Origin of the sequence: Pleomorphomonas sp. T1.2MG-36 (assembly GCF_950100655.1) — a bacterium.
Classification (GTDB): domain Bacteria; phylum Pseudomonadota; class Alphaproteobacteria; order Rhizobiales; family Pleomorphomonadaceae; genus Pleomorphomonas.
This window is the reverse complement of the sequence record NZ_CATNLY010000012.1, coordinates 233,662-250,699: the sequence shown is the minus strand read 5'-3', so window position 1 is coordinate 250,699 and position 17,038 is coordinate 233,662. Positions and strand designations below refer to the sequence as shown.

Sequence of the window (17,038 nt, the reverse complement as noted above, 5' to 3'; positions counted from 1 at the left end):
CTTCCGGCGCACGGCTGGCCTGCCGGCAAGCACTTTTTCCATCGGGGCCGAACCTGCTAGGCTTGCCGCAAAATCGCATGGATCGAGGGGATTCCGATGGACTACACCAAGCTCGGCCGTACCGGTCTCGATATCTCGCGCATCTGCCTCGGCTGCATGACCTATGGCGTGCCCGAGCGTGGCGCCCATCCCTGGACCTTGCCGGAAGACCAGAGCCGGCCGCTGATCAAGCAGGCCATAGAGGTCGGCATCAACTTCTTCGACACCGCCAACAGCTACTCCGACGGCACGTCGGAGGAGATTGTCGGCCGGGCGCTCAAGGATTTCGCCCGCCGCGACGAGATCGTGCTGGCGACCAAGATCTACTTCCCGCTGGCCTTCAACGAGGCGCGCAAGGTGCCGAACGCTTCGGGTCTGTCACGCAAGGCGATCTTCGCCGGCATCGACGCCAGCCTCAAGCGGCTCGGCACCGACTACGTCGACCTGTACCAGATCCATCGCTGGGACTACGGCACGCCGATCGAGGAGACCATGGAGGCGCTGCACGACGTGGTGAAGGCCGGCAAGGCCCGCTACATCGGCGCATCCTCCATGTTCGCCTGGCAATTCGCCAAGGCACTGCATGTCGCCGAGCGAAACGGCTGGACGCGCTTCGTCACCATGCAGGACCATCTGAACCTGCTCTATCGCGAAGAAGAGCGCGAGATGCTGCCGCTTTGCCGCGACGAGGGCATCGGCGTCATTCCCTGGAGCCCGCTGGCGCGCGGCCGCCTGACGCGCGACTGGGACAGCGTCTCCCGCCGCCAGGAACTCGATGCCTTCGGCAAGACGCTCTACCACGGCACCGAAGACTCCGACCGCCAGATCGTCGAAGCGGTGGCGGCCATTGCCAAGGCCCGTGGCCTGCCGCGCGCCCAGGTGGCGCTCGCCTGGGTGCTTCAGAAGGCCGAGGTCTCGGCCCCCATCGTCGGTGCGTCGAAGCCTGGGCAGATCGACGATGCCGTGGCAGCGCTCGACGTTCGCCTGACGGCCGACGAGATCGCCGCCCTCGAAGGTCCTTACGTGCCGCACGCCGTGGCGGGGTTCAACTGAGGCGGAACGTCAGAGAGCCGCTGCCGTGGCGCCAACCGCCAAGCCGGCTGCCTCGGCGATCAGCGCGATGGATTTCAGCCGCTTGGCGTGATCGTAGACATCGGACACCAGCATGATCTCGTCGGCCCCGGTCTCGCCGACGAGATCGTCGAGACCGCGTCGCACCGTTTGCGGCGACCCGACGATCGAACGGGCCAGCATGCGGTCGACGACGGCTTTTTCTTCGGCTGTCCAGAAGCTGTCGATATCGTCGATCGGCGGCTTCGCCAGAGTGCGTGCGCCGCGTCGGATGCCGGCGAACGACATTTGCTGCGTGGTGAACAGGCGCCTTGCTTCCTCGTCGCTGTCGGCGGCGATGATGTTGACGCCGACCATGGCATAGGGGCGTTCGAGCGCCGCCGACGGCTTGAAGCGGCTGCGGTAGATGTCGAGCGCCGGCAGCAGCAGGTCGGGTGCGAAATGCGAGGCGAAGGCGTAGGGCAGGCCGAGTTCGGCCGCCAGCATGGCGCCGAAATGGCTCGACCCCAGGATCCAGAGCGGTATGCGCGTTCCGGCGGCGGGTACCGCCTCGAGTCGCTGTCCCTCGGCGGCCGGTTCGAAATAGGCCTGAAGTTCGATGACGTCCTCGGGGAAGTTCTCCGCCGCCTCGTGTGGGCGGCGGATGGCGCGAAGCGTCATCTGGTCGGTGCCGGGCGCTCGCCCGAGCCCGAGGTCGATGCGGTTGCCATAGAGGCGAGCTAGCGTGCCGAACTGCTCGGCGATGATGTAGGGGGCGTGGTTGGGCAGCATGATGCCGCCTGCGCCGACGCGGATGGTCGACGTGCCCGCTGCAATATGGGCGATCACGATCGACGTGGCGGCGCTGGCGATGCCGCGCATGTTGTGATGCTCGGCAACCCAGATGCGCCGGTAGCCGAGGCCCTCGGCATGGCGGGCGAGGTCGCGGGCGTTGTCGAGTGCGCCCTTGGCATCGGTATCTTCGGTGACGCGGGCGAGCTCGAGAATCGAAAGCGGCGGCATGGAGGTCTCCGTGCGGTGATCCTCTTATGTGCCGCCGCCTCTCATTCGCATCAAGGGGAAGCGGCATCATCGCCGATGACAATCGCGAGAGCGGCCATCGGCGAGAATGCCGGCGACCCTTACTCGGCCGGGACGACGGCCGTGTTGTCCGACAGCTTGCTGTGACGAGCCCCGTAAAGGAGATAGATCACGCCGCCGATGACGCTCCACACGACGAAGCGCACCCAGGTATCGAACGGCAGACCGGACATGATGATCAGGCTGCAGATGATGGCCAGCGGTGCGATCACCCAAGCCGCCGGACAGCGGAACGGCCGCTTCAGGTCGGGATGAGTCTTGCGCAGGATCAGCACGCAGGCCGATGTGACGATGAAGGCGAACAGCGTGCCGATGTTGCACATTTCGGCGACGATGCCGATCGGCGTGAAGCCGGAGATCAGGGCGATCATCGTTCCGACGAAGATCGTCGCGATGTGCGGCGTGCCGAACCTGGGGTGCACCTTGCAGATGCCCTCGGGAATAAGCCCGTCGCGGGCCATGGCGAAGAAGGCGCGAGTCTGGGCGTAGATCAGAACCAGGCAGACCGTGGTCAGGCCGGCAATGGCGCCGACGCCGACAATGGCCGAACCGAAGTTGTAGCCGATCTTGCGCAGCGCGTAGGTCACCGGCTCGGCATTGTTGAGCTCGGTATAGGGCACCACGCCGGTCAGCACGGCGGAAACGGCCATGTAGAGCACGGTGCAGGCGACCAGCGAGCCGATGATGCCGATCGGCATGTTGCGCTGCGGGTTCTTCGTTTCCTCGGCCGCCGTCGCCAGCGAGTCGAAGCCGATGTAGGCGAGGAAGATGATCGCCGCGCCAGCGGTGATGCCCTGCATGCCGAAGGGCAGGAACGGCACCCAGTTCTGCGGGGTGACGTGCGGCGTCGCCAGCAGCAGGAACAGGAAGATCGCGGCGAGCTTGATGAACACCAGAATGCGCGACAGGCGCATGCTCTCCTTTACCCCGAGCACCAGCAGGAACGTCAGGAAGGCGATGATCAGCACGGCCGGGAGATTGACGATGCCTCCATCGTGCGGCACGGCGGTCAGCGCGTGCGGCAGTTCGATGCCGCCAGACTTCAGGATGCCGACGAAATAGGCCGACCAGCCGGCGGCCACCGCCGACGCGCCCACGGTGTATTCCAGGATCAGGTTCCAACCGACCAGCCAGGCCACGAACTCGCCAGCGGCGGCATAGCTGTAGGCATAGGAGCTGCCGGCGGCCGGAAGCGCGGCGGCGAGTTCCGAGTAGGCCAGGCAGATGAAGGCACAGGCCACCGCCGAGAAGGCGAACGACAGGATGATGCCGGGGCCTGCGTAGGTCGCGGCGGCGACGCCGGTCATCACGAAGATGCCGGTGCCGATGATGACGCCGATGCCCATCAGGAACAGGTCGAAGGCGCCGAGCGTGCGCGGCAGAGACTTGCCGCCGACCTGCGCCATCAGTTCGGCGACGCTTTTCTTTCTAGAGAGGTTCAATCCAGCCCCCAGATATTTGGTTCTTGCTTGTCCGCCGGCCTGCTGCCGCGGAAAGTGGGTCTGAGCCCAGGAGCCATCGCTATTATCTTTACCGGACGGTCAAGAAAGATCGGGGAAATAACTAGAAGCATTTTGGCCCCACAGATTTCGCAAGATTTCTCGAAAGGCCCTCCGAAAGTCTCATTTGGAACCCGATGGCTTTCCCAACGTTCGACATGGGCGTTCGCGCCTCACCCGGTTTGAGAGGCGAACCGTCGTCGCAGCGTCGCTGTAATTGAATATACCTATCGGCATCCCAATATGGCATGAGCGGCGCCCTCCGGGTTGGGAGCCGAGTGCCCGGGAAGGAGATCCGACCAATGATGGCTGGCAGCGAAGCCCGCGGTTATGCCTCGTCGGTGCTTCATCGCATTGCGGCCGATATCTCCCACCGCGACCGGGTGTCGTTCGGCGAGCTGTTGCATCATCTGGGGCAAAGCGGCTTCGGCCTCGCTCTGATCGCGCTGGCTCTCCCGGCCATGATCCCCATCCCCGGACCGTTCGGCATGGCGACCGGCAGTTGCCTGGTGCTGATCGCCTTTCAGATGCTGCTGGGCTGGCAACGGCTTGCCCTGCCTCGCTTCCTCGCCGAACGGCATCTCGCCACCGATGGCGTGAGGGCGGTCATCATGCGGGCGTTGCCCTGGGTGAAGCGGTTCGAGGCCATGGTGAGGCAGGGACGCTGGCGTTCTCTGACTGGCCGGTCGAGCCACGTGCTGGTGGGCATTCCGGTGTTGCTCCTCGCCGTGGTTCTGGCGTTGCCCATTCCCTTCGGCAACGTCGGCCCGGTTGTCAGCCTTCTGGTGATCGGCCTGTCGCTGGTGTCCCGCGACGGCTTGGCTCTCATGGTCGGCCTTGTTCTGACGTTGGCGACCTTTATCTGGACGGGCGTGTTGATCGTTGCCGGCGCCCACATCCTGGCCTACCTCGGCAGCTTCTTTACCTGAGACCAAATGGAACGCGCCCTTATCCTTGCCAATCCGCACAGTCGCTCGGCCGGTGCCGGTGTCGATGCCGCCGCCGCCGAGCTGCACAAGGCGGGCATCGACGTTTTGAGACCGGCTTGGCGCGAGGGCGAGTCGCTGTCGACAGCCATCGAGCGCTGCGGCGACAAGGCCGATTTCGTGGTGATTGCCGGCGGCGACGGCAGCCTCAACGCGGCGGCGCCGGCGCTGATCGAAACCGGCTTGCCGCTGGGCATCCTGCCCGGAGGGACCGCCAACGATCTTGCCCGCACCCTCGGGCTGCCGCTCGACATGGTCGGCGCGGCGAAGGTGATCGCCGCCGGACGCATCCGCGCGATCGATGTCGGCGAGGTCAACGGCAAGCCCTTCTTCAACGTCGCCAGCCTTGGCATGAGCGCCAGCCTCGCCGATCGGTTGACCCGCGAGACCAAGCGTCGCTGGGGGCGGCTCGCCTACGCGCTGACGGCGACGGAAGTGCTGATCGAGGCGCGACGCTTCGGCGCCGTCATTCGCCCCGACGAAGGCGACGAGGTCACCGTTCGCTCGCTTCAGATCGCCGTCGGCAATGGCCGACACTATGGTGGAGGCATGGTCGTCGAGGAGTCGGCTCAGATCGACGACGGTCGTCTCGACCTTTACTCCCTCGAGTTCCGGGATGTCTGGAAGCTGCCCTTCATGGCGTTCGCCTTCCGCAAAGGCCGGCATGGGCTTGTCGACGACGTGCGGACGATGAGCGGTCCGGGCTTCGAGATCCGTACCCGCGAGCCGATGCCGGTCAACGCCGACGGCGAGATCGTCACCCAGACGCCGGCGGTCTTTCGCGTGCGGCCGGGTGCCATTCGGGTCTTCGTCCCTTAGCGTCTCGGCTGGGGGGGCTCAGCCGCCGAACCAGGAAAACAGCGAGGCGACCTTGGGCTCCGACTTGTTGCCCAGGCGAGGCACCACAACCATCTGCTTGACTTCACCCCGCTTGAAGGCGGTCAGGAAGCGCGCGTAGTCGCGGAACGACACGCAGCCGTTGGACTCGCCGGGCTTGCGCAGCATGTAGGTGTGGGCCAGCAGCCCGTCGCGGCCGAACGGCTTCTTTCCGTCGACGGGCGTCAGGCGGATCGCCTCGACGCCGTGGAACAGGCTCTCGCGCATGGTGAGCCTGTAGGTGCCCGGTGGCGTGGGACCGCGCATCTTGACGTGAATGTAGCGCACGTCATCCATGTAGGCGCCCAGGCCGGAGTGGGCTTCCAGCTTCTCGCCATTGGGCATGTGAACGATGCCGGCCGTGATGTCGTAGATCGCAACGCCCGGGCGGCCGAGGGGCGGCGCGGCGATGGCCACCTCGGCTCTCGGCTTCGGATCGACGAGGGCGGCGGCCGGCTTCTCCTTCTTCTCCGGCTCGGCCTGAGGGGCGGCAACCGTCGGTATGGCGGCGGCGACCTTCGGCGCTTCCGGGGCAACCTCAACCGGCTTGGCCGGAGCGGCTGGGCGCGGCACGGGCAGGGGCGCTTCGGCAACGGCCACCGGCACGCGTGGGCCGGCGTCGGGTGCCGCCAGGCCGTCATGCCGGACAGCCAGTTCGGTGCGGGCAGCCAGCGAGGCGTTGGAGAGGAAACGCGCCTCGAACTGCCTTTGCCGCAGTCCGGCTGCCGCTTCGGCAAGGCGCATGGCGACGGCGGCCGTCGCCTTGTTCTGCCGGGACAGCAGGATGGCGTCGGCAGAGAGGTCGGCGGAGGCAGGCCCGACGATGGCCGGCATTTTCTCGAACTTGGTGGGCTTCTTTGCTGGCGCCAGCGTTGACGGCAATGGACGGACCGAGAGGCCGGAATCGTAGATCGACTGCCGGGCCGTCGAAAGGCTCTCGCTGACGGTGCCGACGGCGGTGAGGCTAAGACCGATCCAGACGGCCGCGGCGACGGTCACCGCGGCGACGACCGGCAAGCCTGCGATACGGAACGGCAGTTTGATGGAAATCGGCTCGTAACCGCTTGAATAGGCTGCCAACGTCGCCATGCCAAAACTCACTCAACGCTTACCTTGACGGAGATTCCACCGCGCCGACCGCCCCCGTGACGGGGCGTCAAGGCGCGGAAAAGCTCCGTTCCAAGCTCAGGATCGCAAGTTATGGTAAGGAAAGTCTTTACAACGTGGCCTTGACGAGCACGGCCAGTTCCACGGCCAGCGATTCGACGGCTGCCCAGTCGGTGTACTCGATGACGGTCGAGGGATCGGTGGGGCCGCCGGAAATGGTCATGATCGCCCGGATCATCGTCCTGTCGAACCAGCGATAGGCTGGATAGTCGAGCTTGCCGGCCACCGCCGCCGCGAAGGCCGGGCTGAGACCGGTCCGCTTCAGCCAGTTGCGCAAATAGACGTTGCCTTGTGCCGTCTGCCGTCCGGGCTTGCGGGCCGTGAGATTGACCGAAACCACGCCGATTCGGCTGTCGGGTACCTCCGCCCGCAGCCGCTCGAGAAACCGTCGCGCATCTCGCAAGTGGAAGCCGTAGCGAATGGCGGCGGCAAGCAGCACCAGGTCCGCCTTGGTATCGATTGTCGGAGATGGACTTGCCGAAAGGTCGACGACGGAGGCGCCGACGCCATGCCCGGCGAGGTGACCGGCAAGGCGGTCCACGATCTTGCGCGTCTGCCCGTCGTGGCTCGCATAGTAAAGGGCAATTCTGGGCCGTTCCGGCATCATGGCTCGCGTTCCGATGGGCGCGACTCGCTGCCCGACAAAGCCAAGCCTAGAACAAAATGCCAGACGGCTGGACCGCAGTTCTACCCAAGCCCTTGTTTAATCGCGGAAACCTCTCTGGAGTTGTCAGCTTTTCGCCGACGCCCTCCCTCGCAGGCGCTGGACGAGTTCGAACAGACCAACCTTCTCAAGCAGGCGCTTGACCTTCGGTTTCAATGCGACAAGGGCGAGCGCAACGCGGCCACGGAGCGACAGGGGCTGGCGAAGATCGAACAGGCCGATGCTGTCGGCTCCGAACAACTGCTTGTAGCTCTCGTCGCCGATCGTCAGGTCGAAAACGGCAAGGCCCATCTTCTCGGCGGTGGCTATGCAGCTCTCCACCATCAGGAGGCCGGGCGCCCAGTTGGCGAATTGCGGGTTATAGGCGATGACCAGAACGTGGATGCCGGTCCCGTCGATCAGCCCGAGGCAGCCGGCCACCAGTTCATCGTCGAGACGCAGGCGGCCGACATGCGCCAGCTTCCCCTGGGAAATCAGGCGTCGATAGAAGGTGCGTTGGACGGCCGTCTCGTTGTCGTCGTTCACATCCTGAAAGCGCTGGCGGCGCCATTCGAGCAGGTGGTCGAGCTCGGGAAGGACGTCCGGCCCCGTCGCGAAGTCGAACTCCAGCCGCCCCTTGTGCTCCAACTTGCGACGATTCTTGACAAGCCGGCGGCTCGTAGACGGATCGAAGCGGCGCTCGCGGATCGTCTCGAAATCAGCGTCGATCGGCAGCGCATGGGCCGCATGGCGCGAGGGGCGCATGAGGTGGGCGGTGCCCATGCGCGCCGCGTTCTCGGGCAGAACCCGCTCGATCGACAGGATGTCGGCAGGCGGCAGCATTGCCACGAGAGCGCCCCATAGGCGGCCCATCGTATCACGGTCCGGCGTGAACTCCGGACTGACCAGCGCCGAATGATAGTCGCTGACGCCGCGATCGGGCAGGGTGAGCACGGTGAGCCCGTAGCACCTCTCCCGGACGAGCGGCAGCAGGAACAGCGGTTGGCCACCCTCTGCCTTGCGAATGACAGCGACGCAGCATTCGAGGCCCGACGGCTGGAACGTGGCGAACCAGGCATCGAACCAGGCGGGGGACTGGAATGAGCTTCGCTCGAGGCCGGGAGTGGCGAGGAGTGGGGCAATGGCAGTTTTATCAGAGAGCACTGCAATCTCGTATCCCGACAAGCCGCCCATCTCGTCCCCGCTGTGCTGTCCGATGCAGTAGGCGATAGACTAAGTTATACAACTGACCAAACGGTTTATAAACGCTACGGTCCCAATTGGTTGAGACGGTGGAGGAAAGCGCGGACATGGCGGATCGGACATCGAGCGTGCCGACGCTCACGGCGGATATTTTGCTCAAGGCCTACGCCGTAGGCATGTTTCCGATGGCTGAGAGCGCCGACGATCCCAACCTGTTCTGGATCGAACCGGAGTGGCGCGGCGTCATTCCGCTCGACGGCTTCCGGGTTCCCCACCGCCTTGCCCGCACGGTCAGGCGCGATGGCTTCGAAATGCGGGTCGACACCGATTTTTCCGGCGTGGTCGACGGCTGCGCCGCGCCTGCGCCGGGGCGTGAGAAGACCTGGATCAACGCCACCATCCGCAAGCTCTATGGCGAACTGTTCCGGCGCGGACATTGTCACACCGTCGAGAGCTGGCAGGACGGGCGGCTGGTTGGAGGGCTCTACGGCGTATCCGTCGGAGGCGCTTTTTTCGGCGAGAGCATGTTCTCGACGGTCACCGACGCCTCGAAGGTGGCTCTGGTGCACCTGGTGGCGCGACTGCGGGCGGGCGGCTACAAGCTGCTCGACACCCAGTTCGTCACCGAACATCTCGCCCGCTTCGGTACGATCGAAGTTCCGAAGCGCATCTACGCCCAGCGCCTGCAGGCGGCGCTCGCCGCGCATGGCGATTTCCATGCTTTGGGACCGTCGGTTTCCGGCGAGGAAGCGCTCCGCTTTATGCCGGCGCCGGAGTCGACCGCCCCCTGATGGCGCTGGCCGCCACCTCAACCTTCACGTTCAAAAAACGGCGCAACCAGCGGGATTGACTCGCTGAAAGGCGACTTCTCAAAAACTGGATCAGTCGAGAATCTGGCCGTCCGTGCTCTCGGCGGGCGCCGTTTCCGGCGGCGGCGCTTCTTCCATCATCATGCTGGGCATGCTGGGCTTGTCCGGCGGAAGCGGAATGCCGCCGACGAAGGTCAGCACCACCGGCGCTCCATCGTCGACGTTTCCGGCGCCGGCCCCGATCTGGTTGGAAACCGCGACACGCACGTCCGCAGCATTGGCCACCGGCGGCGGAACGTCGCTGTCCATGTGGCAGCCGATCAGCCAGACATCGTAGACCGGGTGCTCGACGGCGTTGAGACCGGGGCTCGCTGCGAACATCCAACCGGAGAAAATGCGCTTGATCTCGTTGTCGAGGGTGATCTCTTCCACCTCTACGAACCCGTCGGTCTCGGCGGCTTCCGTGGCCGGGCGGCTGTAGCAGACCTTCGGCGTCACGCGCAGCGTACCGAAGCGCACGGTCTCGTCGACATAGACGTCGAAATCGATCGTCCGGCCGGTAATCTTGTCGAGCCCGGTGAAGACGGCCACCTTGTTGGCGATCTTCTCGGCTGCGGCCGGGCCGGCGAGGGCGGTGGTCAGGCCAAGGGCGGCAAGCGGGAGAAGAAACTTGATCGTCATGAATGGGTGTCTGCTGGCGTGGCTGGGGCTCGCCGCGGTCGCGCGGGGCCTCGCGGCACCCAACACGCCAAATGCGGCGAGCTCTTGGCATCCCTTATCAGGGCAGACGCCGGAATGCTTCCAGAATCAGCTCGAAGAAGCCATCGGCGTCGATTTTGGTGATCCAGGTGGCATTCTTCTCGCGCCCAGTCACCGCCCAGCGATCGACCACGGTCTGGCCGAAGCACAGGCCGGGCGTCGTCTCGATCTCGACGTTGACGAACTTGCCTTCGAAGAGCTCGGGCTTGAGAAGATAGGCGATGGTGGTCGGATCATGCAGCGGACCACCGTCCGAGCCGTACTTCTGTTCGTCGAAGCGCTCATAGAACGAGAGGAGCCCGACGAATGCCTCGGCGGCCTTGCGCTTCAGCGCGGCAAGATCGGCGAGCCAGGACTTCCGGATCAACGCCTGATGGGTGACGTCGAGCGACATCACCACGATCTCGGCGCCCGAGCGGAACACCCTCTGGGCGGCATGTGGGTCGACCCAGATGTTGAATTCGGCCGCCGGCGTCGAGTTGCCGCCTTCGACATTGGCGCCGCCCATCAGAACGATCTTGTCGAGGCGGGTGGCGATGCGCGGCTCGCGGGCGATGGCCATGGCGATGTTGGTGAGCGGGCCGAGCGGCACCAGCGTCACCGACTTCTCAGGCCGGCTCATCACCGCCTCGACGATGAAGTCCGGTGCGAACTCCGGACGAAGCGGCGTCACCGGATCGGGGAAGGTCCAGCCGTTGAGGCCGGTCTCGCCATGCACATATTCGGCAGTCTCCAGCTTCACGGCGAACGGCGCCGACGCACCGGCAAATACCGGAATGTCGGTGCGGCCGACGAGTTCCAGGAGCTTCAGCGCATTGGTCGACGTCTTGGCGAGGCCGACGTTGCCCGCCACGGTAGTGATGCCCAGCACGTCGATCGCCTCGGGAAAGGCGAGCGCCAGCATGAAGGCGACGGCGTCGTCCTGACCGGGATCGGTGTCGATGATGATCGAGCGTGGAGACATCCGAACATTTCCTCCGTTCATCGCCAACTGACATGGCGGTTGTTCTAACCTCTTTGAATCGCAACCCTATCCGCATCGACTTGGGGAGTCCAACGGCGTCGGTCCCATCGCGTGGCTTTTCCGCCGCCCAATAAAAAACGGGACGGAGCGATCCGTCCCGTCGTCGGTCCAGTGGTGCTGCCCTCGGGCGCTCGCGTCAGGAGCCCGGTGTCCAGGCGTCGTAGTCGCCGGTGACCACGGGGCGTCCCTCGACCGAGGCGAGCGATCCCTTGGGGCGATAGGCGGCGGCCGTTCCGGTCATGTTGGGCTTATGCGGCTTCTGCCAATCGCGCCGGCGGTAGGTCTCGGCGGTCGGCGGCACATTGACGCGATGATGCATCCAGCCGTGCCAATCGGGCGTGATCTTCGAGGCATCGGCCTCGCCCTTGTAGATCACCCAGCGGCGCTCGCCACCTTTCGTCTGGTAGTAGACGTTGCCGAACTCGTCCTCGCCGACGCGCTGGCCCTTGCGCCAGGTATAGAAGCGGGTGCCGAGGGTCTGCCCGTTCCACCAGGTGAAGATTTCGATCAGCAGTTCCTTGAAGGTCATGATCTTCAAACCCATCGCACCGGCGCGGCCGAAGGGCCGCCACCCACGTAGTTGCGCGGACTATGGCGAGGCGGCGGGGTCTTGTCCAGAGCCGGCATGGCTTTTTGCGGCGGCTTTGATCACCCTCGGCGCTGTGCCGTCCAGGCCGGCTTGACCGCCGGCTTCGGTGCGGTGGCGCCATCGTCTGGCTTGAGGCCGGCCTTGCGTTCGAGCTGCTCCTTGGTGCGCAGGAATGCCTGCCACTGGTCGGCGGGCATGTTTCCGTTGCCCACCGTCTGGGGAGAGATGGGCGCCGGCGCGCTGTCCGGCTTGCGGGCGGGCTTGGTGGTCGCCGCCTTGCGCACGGCGGCGGCGCGCTCCTTCTGGGCCATCATCGTTTCGCGCACGCCCTCGATCTCGAAGGCGCCGCGCGGGCCGAGAACCAGTTGGCGTTGATCGCGCTGCAGCCAACTGATGCGTTCCTGCATGATCGCCGGTGAGATGGGCTTGACCACGATCAGGTTGGCGCCTGCGCCCATCGCCTTGTCGATGATGGCGCGAGTCGGCGTTGCGGTGAGGATGATGACCGGGACGTAGCAGAGCGGCTCCATGAAGCGGGCGCGCACCATGCGCAGCAACTGGTGCCCGCTGACAAGGCCGGCTCTCCAATCGCTGATGATGAGATTGGGCGGCTCGTGCAGCATGGAATGCAAGGCTGCCTCGGTGCTGTCGAACAACCGGACGCGCCGCACCTTCATGGCATTCAGCATGGAGCGGATGATGGTCTGCATGGTCTTGGAATCGTCGATGACCGCTACATCCAGCGCCTCGTTGGGAACGGCATAGGTGGCGTGATGCGGCATGTCGGGTCGGCTCCGGAACTCATCTGCGTCGGCGCGCGTTCTGAGACTGGGCGCACCGTGATTGGCAATGGGCCGAGCAGACCATAAAAGCCTCAAGAACCGTTGAATCGACATGGTTTAGGCTGTCTGAATCCTTTCTCTCGAAGCCTAGGAAAAAGCCCGTATTTCCTACATGTAGTATGGTTATATCAATTATACGCTACATGATGTTGTCATGGCGGCGCAATTGGCCTACCATCTTCCTCATGGCCACGGTGAGTCCGTCTCGTCTTTCGCAAGAAGGCGGAAACGCGGCCAGCGCAGGTCCTCGCCGAGCGATGGGCAGTGAGGAATCGGCTTCAGGTAGCGCGGCGAATCGGTTGCCGGCAAAGCTCCGTCAAGACGGAATCACTCATCGGGGCGTGAAAACCGAACTGGTTGCCGAAGCCTGTTGAAAGCTTCCGAAGTTTGGGGAAAACGCGTTAACACTTAATTTACGGAATCGGCGGAACCCTACATGTAGGGGCCAGTTGAACGATGTGGACACTAGATGAAGTGCGGAGCCGGCGAATGGCCGGAATTCCGCGCCATTCGGCAAATGATGTCCGCGGACGTAAAATGGACCGAATAGATCAACGGAGCGCGCCCCGAAGGTGTGTTTCCGGCAAATTTCAAGGGGCTAACCAATGTTGTTCGAGCGGCGCTTTACCAAGGAAGGGCACTCGCCATACGACGGAATCGAATTCCGCGTGGCGGTCAGCGAGATCCGCAATCCCGACGGGTCCGTCGTCTTCCGCGCTGCCGATATCCACGTTCCCTCTGCCTGGAGCCAGGTGGCGAGCGACATCCTCGCGCAGAAGTATTTCCGCAAGGCGGGCGTGCCGGCGGTGCTGAAGCGCGTCGAGGAGAACTCGGTCCCGTCCTGGCTGTGGCGCTCCGTGCCCGATGAAGAGGCTCTCGCAAAGCTGCCGGAGGGCGAGCGCACGATCGGAGAGACCGACGCGCGGCAGGTGTTCGACCGTCTGGCCGGCACCTGGACCTATTGGGGCTGGAAGGCCGGACACTTCTCGTCGGAAGAGGCGGCGCATGCCTTCCACGACGAACTTCGCTACATGCTCGCCACCCAGCGCGTCGCCCCGAACTCGCCGCAGTGGTTCAACACCGGCCTTCACTGGGCCTATGGCATCGATGGTCCGAGCCAGGGCCACTATTACGTCGACTTCAAGACCGGCAAGCTCGTCCGTTCGGCCACGGCCTACGAGCATCCGCAGCCGCATGCCTGCTTCATCCAGTCGGTTGAGGACGACCTCGTCAACGAAAGCGGCATCATGGACCTCTGGGTCCGTGAGGCGCGTCTGTTCAAGTACGGCTCCGGCACCGGCTCCAACTTCTCCAAGCTGCGCGGCGAGGGCGAGAAGCTGGCCGGCGGCGGCAAGTCGTCCGGCCTGATGAGCTTCCTGAAGATCGGCGACCGCGCCGCCGGCGCCATCAAGTCGGGTGGTACGACGCGCCGCGCCGCCAAGATGGTGGTGGTCGACATCGACCATCCGGATATCGAGCAGTACATCAACTGGAAGGTCAAGGAAGAGCAGAAGGTCGCGGCGCTGGTCACCGGCTCCAAGATCTGCTCCAAGCACCTGACCGCCATCATGGCGGCGATCAACGCCGAGGAGACGGCCGGCGACGATCGGTTCGATCCGCTGAAGAACCATGCCCTGAAGCGCGAGCTGCGCGCCGCCAAGAAGGCGCTGGTGCCGGAGAACTACATCCGCCGCGTCATCCAGTTCGCCAAGCAGGGCTACACCTCGATCGAGTTCCCGGTCTACGATACCGACTGGGATTCCGAGGCTTATCTGACCGTTGCCGGCCAGAACTCCAACAACTCCGTCCGCGTCACTGATGCCTTCCTGCGTGCCGTCGAGACCGGTGGCAAGTGGAATCTCACCGCCCGCAAGGATGGCCGCGTCGTCAAGACGCTGGAAGCGGCGGATCTTTGGGAGAAGATCGGCTACGCCGCCTGGGCGTCGGCCGATCCGGGCATCCAGTATCACACCACCATCAACGACTGGCACACCTCGCCGCAGTCGGGTGAGATCCGCGCGTCCAATCCGTGCTCGGAGTACATGTTCCTCGACGACACGGCGTGCAATCTCGCCTCCGTCAACCTGTTGCCCTTCCTCAACGCCGACAAGAGCTTCGACGTCGAAGGCTTCAAGCACGTCTGCCGCCTGTGGACGGTCGTCCTCGAGACGTCGGTGACCATGGCGCAGTTCCCCTCGCGTCAGATCGCCCAGCTCTCCTACGAGTTCCGCACCCTTGGCCTCGGCTACGCCAACATCGGCGGCCTCCTGATGTCGTCGGGCATCCCCTACGACAGCGCCGAGGGACGGGCCATTTGCGGCGCCATCAGTGCCGTGATGACCGGTGTCGCCTATGCCACCTCGGCCGAGATGGCCAAGGAACTCGGACCGTTCCCGGGCTACAAGAAAAACGCCCAGGACATGCTGCGCGTCATCCGCAACCATCGTCTCGCCGCCCATGGCAAGGCGACCGGCTACGAGAAGCTCAACACGCTGCCGGTGCCGCTCGACCATGGCTCGATCAAGGACGGGCCGCTGCTCGACGCCGCCGTCGCCTCGTGGGACGCCGCGCTCGCTCTCGGTGAGAAGCACGGCTATCGCAATGCCCAGGTTTCGGTGATCGCCCCGACCGGCACCATCGGCCTCGTCATGGATTGCGACACCACCGGCATCGAGCCCGACTTCGCGCTGGTGAAGTTCAAGAAACTGGCCGGCGGCGGCTACTTCAAGATCATCAACCGCGCCGTGCCGGACGCGTTGCGCACCCTCGGCTACACGGAAAGCCAGATCGCCGAGATCGAGGCTTACGCCGTCGGTCATGCCTCCATCGATCAGGCGCCGGCCGTCAACCCCGGCTCGCTCCGCGCCAAGGGCATGTCGGATGCCGCCATCGACAAGGTGAAGGGCAGCCTGAAGAGCGCCTTCGACATCAAGTTCGTGTTCAACCGCTGGACGCTCGGCGACGACGAGATGAAGAAGCTCGGCGTCAGCGATGCCCAGATGAACGATCCGTCCTTCGAGCTGCTCGCCCACATGGGCTTCTCCAAGGCCGACATCGAGGCCGCCAACACGCACGTCTGCGGCGCCATGACGCTGGAAGGCGCGCCGCACCTCAAGGCCGAGCACCTGCCGGTGTTCGATTGCGCCAACCCCTGCGGCCGCATCGGCAAGCGCTTCCTGTCGGTCGAGAGCCACATCCGCATGATGGCGGCCGCTCAGCCGTTCATCTCGGGCGCCATCTCCAAGACCATCAACATGCCGAATGACGCCACGGTCGAGGACTGCAAGGAAGCCTACATGCTGTCCTGGCGCTTGGCGCTCAAGGCCAACGCCCTCTATCGCGACGGCTCCAAGCTCAGCCAGCCGCTGAACTCGCAGCTTCTCGCCGATGAGGACGACGAGGCCGAAGACGCGGCTGAAATGCTGGCGTCCCTGCCGGCCGCGGCGCGCGCCGCGCTGATCTCCGAGAAGATCGTCGAACGCATCGTCGAGAAGCACGTGCGCGACCGCGAGCAGGAGAAACTGCCGACCCGCCGCAAGGGCTACACCCAGAAGGCCAAGATCGGCGGTCACACGCTGTTCTTGCGCACCGGCGAATACGATGACGGCCGCCTCGGCGAGATCTTCATCGACATGAACAAGGAAGGTTCGGCTCTCCGGGCTCTTCTCAACAACTTCGCCATCTCGGTCTCGCTCGGCCTGCAGTGGGGCGTGCCGCTCGAGGAATATGTCGACGCCTTCACCTTCACCCGCTTCGAACCGGCGGGCATGGTGCAGGGCAACGAGATGATCAAGAACGCCACGTCGATCCTCGACTACGTGTTCCGCGAGCTCGCCGTGTCCTATCTCGGCCGCTACGAGCTGGCGCACGTGGTGCCGGACGATCTGAAGCCGTCGGGCGGCGAGGGCAGGGACACCAGTGGTCGCGGTGGCGATGCGGTGGTCTCCAAGGGCCTCGTGCGCGGCAAGCAGCTGAAGCTCGTCTCCGCCACGCCGGAACCCAAGGGTTCGGCCGGTGCCGGCGCGACCGGTGCCACCGTCTCGGCCTTTGCCACGGCCCGTGCCAGCGCTGCGGTGACCGGCGTCGGCGGCTCTGCCGCCACCGCCTTCCGCCGCGACGCCGAGGAAACCCCGGCCCCGTCGTCGGTCGGCGCGACGCAGGCCCAGCCCGACTACGCGACCCGCGTCGCCCATGCCCGCATGAAGGGCTACGAAGGCGAGTCCTGCTCGGAGTGCGGCAACTTCACCATGGTCCGCAACGGCACCTGCCTGAAGTGCGACACCTGCGGCTCGACGAGCGGCTGCAGCTGAGACAGGGCGCATAGTGTTGGCCTGACGCGTCAGCCTATTTGGCCGTTACCTCAGGCAAGATGCCTCAAACGACGCGGGAAGTTGCCGCAGCCTAGTTTGAGTGGCTAGAAAACGAAGCGGAGGCTCTCTGGGGCCTTCGCT

The 17,038-nt window shown here is 64.8% G+C and carries 14 protein-coding genes; 5 read left to right on the top strand and 9 right to left on the bottom strand.

Translation table 11 applies throughout. From position 1 onward, the window contains the following. Window positions 1-96 precede the first annotated feature (96 nt). Window positions 97-1,092: an aldo/keto reductase gene (locus QQZ18_RS08045; RefSeq protein WP_284539881.1), complete on the top strand. Its 996-nt coding sequence runs from the start codon at window positions 97-99 to the stop codon at window positions 1,090-1,092. Window positions 1,093-1,101: 9 nt separating this feature from the next. On the opposite strand, the gene QQZ18_RS08040 is transcribed toward QQZ18_RS08045, so the two are convergent. Together QQZ18_RS08040 and QQZ18_RS08035 are read right to left on the bottom strand one after the other, a co-directional pair. Beyond that, window positions 1,102-2,112, bottom strand: a complete 1,011-nt coding sequence (locus QQZ18_RS08040; RefSeq protein WP_284539880.1) for an LLM class flavin-dependent oxidoreductase — start codon at window positions 2,110-2,112, stop codon at window positions 1,102-1,104. A gap of 119 nt (window positions 2,113-2,231) precedes the next feature. After that, window positions 2,232-3,632, bottom strand: a complete 1,401-nt coding sequence (locus tag QQZ18_RS08035) for an amino acid permease (RefSeq protein ID WP_284539878.1) — start codon at window positions 3,630-3,632, stop codon at window positions 2,232-2,234. A 359-nt stretch (window positions 3,633-3,991) separates the two neighbouring features. Here QQZ18_RS08035 and QQZ18_RS08030 point away from each other — a divergent pair, with 359 nt between their 5' ends. Both QQZ18_RS08030 and QQZ18_RS08025 read left to right on the top strand, forming a co-directional pair. Further along, window positions 3,992-4,618 carry an exopolysaccharide biosynthesis protein gene (locus QQZ18_RS08030; protein WP_284539873.1) on the top strand — a complete coding sequence of 209 codons (627 nt, stop codon included), beginning with the start codon at window positions 3,992-3,994 and terminating at the stop codon, window positions 4,616-4,618. A gap of 6 nt (window positions 4,619-4,624) precedes the next feature. Next, complete coding sequence (locus QQZ18_RS08025) at window positions 4,625-5,494, top strand: lipid kinase (protein ID WP_284539865.1); 870 nt, start codon at window positions 4,625-4,627, stop codon at window positions 5,492-5,494. A gap of 18 nt (window positions 5,495-5,512) precedes the next feature. On the opposite strand, the gene QQZ18_RS08020 is transcribed toward QQZ18_RS08025, so the two are convergent. The 3 genes from QQZ18_RS08020 to QQZ18_RS08010 all read right to left on the bottom strand — a co-directional run bounded on the left by QQZ18_RS08020 (window position 5,513) and on the right by QQZ18_RS08010 (window position 8,525). Next, window positions 5,513-6,640, bottom strand: coding sequence for a tlde1 domain-containing protein (locus QQZ18_RS08020; RefSeq protein WP_284539861.1), 1,128 nt, complete (start codon window positions 6,638-6,640; stop codon window positions 5,513-5,515). Between the two features lie 127 nt (window positions 6,641-6,767). Beyond that, on the bottom strand, window positions 6,768-7,325 hold the full coding sequence (gene hemG / locus QQZ18_RS08015) for a menaquinone-dependent protoporphyrinogen IX dehydrogenase (protein WP_284539859.1): 558 nt from the start codon (window positions 7,323-7,325) through the stop codon (window positions 6,768-6,770). A gap of 123 nt (window positions 7,326-7,448) precedes the next feature. Then, entirely contained in the window at window positions 7,449-8,525 is a 1,077-nt protein-coding gene (locus tag QQZ18_RS08010; protein ID WP_284539857.1) for a GNAT family N-acetyltransferase, read from the bottom strand. 146 nt (window positions 8,526-8,671) lie between these two features. Between QQZ18_RS08010 and aat the strand changes: the two genes are divergently transcribed. Then, window positions 8,672-9,355 carry a leucyl/phenylalanyl-tRNA--protein transferase gene (aat, locus tag QQZ18_RS08005; RefSeq protein ID WP_284539855.1) on the top strand — a complete coding sequence of 228 codons (684 nt, stop codon included), beginning with the start codon at window positions 8,672-8,674 and terminating at the stop codon, window positions 9,353-9,355. Window positions 9,356-9,445: 90 nt separating this feature from the next. Here aat and QQZ18_RS08000 read toward each other — a convergent pair whose 3' ends face one another. The 4 genes from QQZ18_RS08000 to QQZ18_RS07985 form a co-directional block, all read right to left on the bottom strand. Next, entirely contained in the window at window positions 9,446-10,054 is a 609-nt protein-coding gene (locus QQZ18_RS08000; protein ID WP_284539852.1) for a DUF2155 domain-containing protein, read from the bottom strand. Between the two features lie 97 nt (window positions 10,055-10,151). After that, on the bottom strand, window positions 10,152-11,096 hold the full coding sequence (locus tag QQZ18_RS07995; protein WP_284539850.1) for a nucleoside hydrolase: 945 nt from the start codon (window positions 11,094-11,096) through the stop codon (window positions 10,152-10,154). A 196-nt stretch (window positions 11,097-11,292) separates the two neighbouring features. Further along, window positions 11,293-11,685: an NADH:ubiquinone oxidoreductase subunit NDUFA12 gene (locus QQZ18_RS07990; RefSeq protein WP_284539848.1), complete on the bottom strand. Its 393-nt coding sequence runs from the start codon at window positions 11,683-11,685 to the stop codon at window positions 11,293-11,295. Between the two features lie 119 nt (window positions 11,686-11,804). Then, on the bottom strand, window positions 11,805-12,527 hold the full coding sequence (locus tag QQZ18_RS07985) for a response regulator (protein ID WP_284539846.1): 723 nt from the start codon (window positions 12,525-12,527) through the stop codon (window positions 11,805-11,807). Between the two features lie 665 nt (window positions 12,528-13,192). Between QQZ18_RS07985 and QQZ18_RS07980 the strand changes: the two genes are divergently transcribed. Continuing rightward, a complete protein-coding gene (locus QQZ18_RS07980) occupies window positions 13,193-16,897 on the top strand; it encodes a vitamin B12-dependent ribonucleotide reductase (RefSeq protein WP_284539844.1) in 3,705 nt (1,234 codons plus the stop codon). Window positions 16,898-17,038 lie beyond the last annotated feature (141 nt).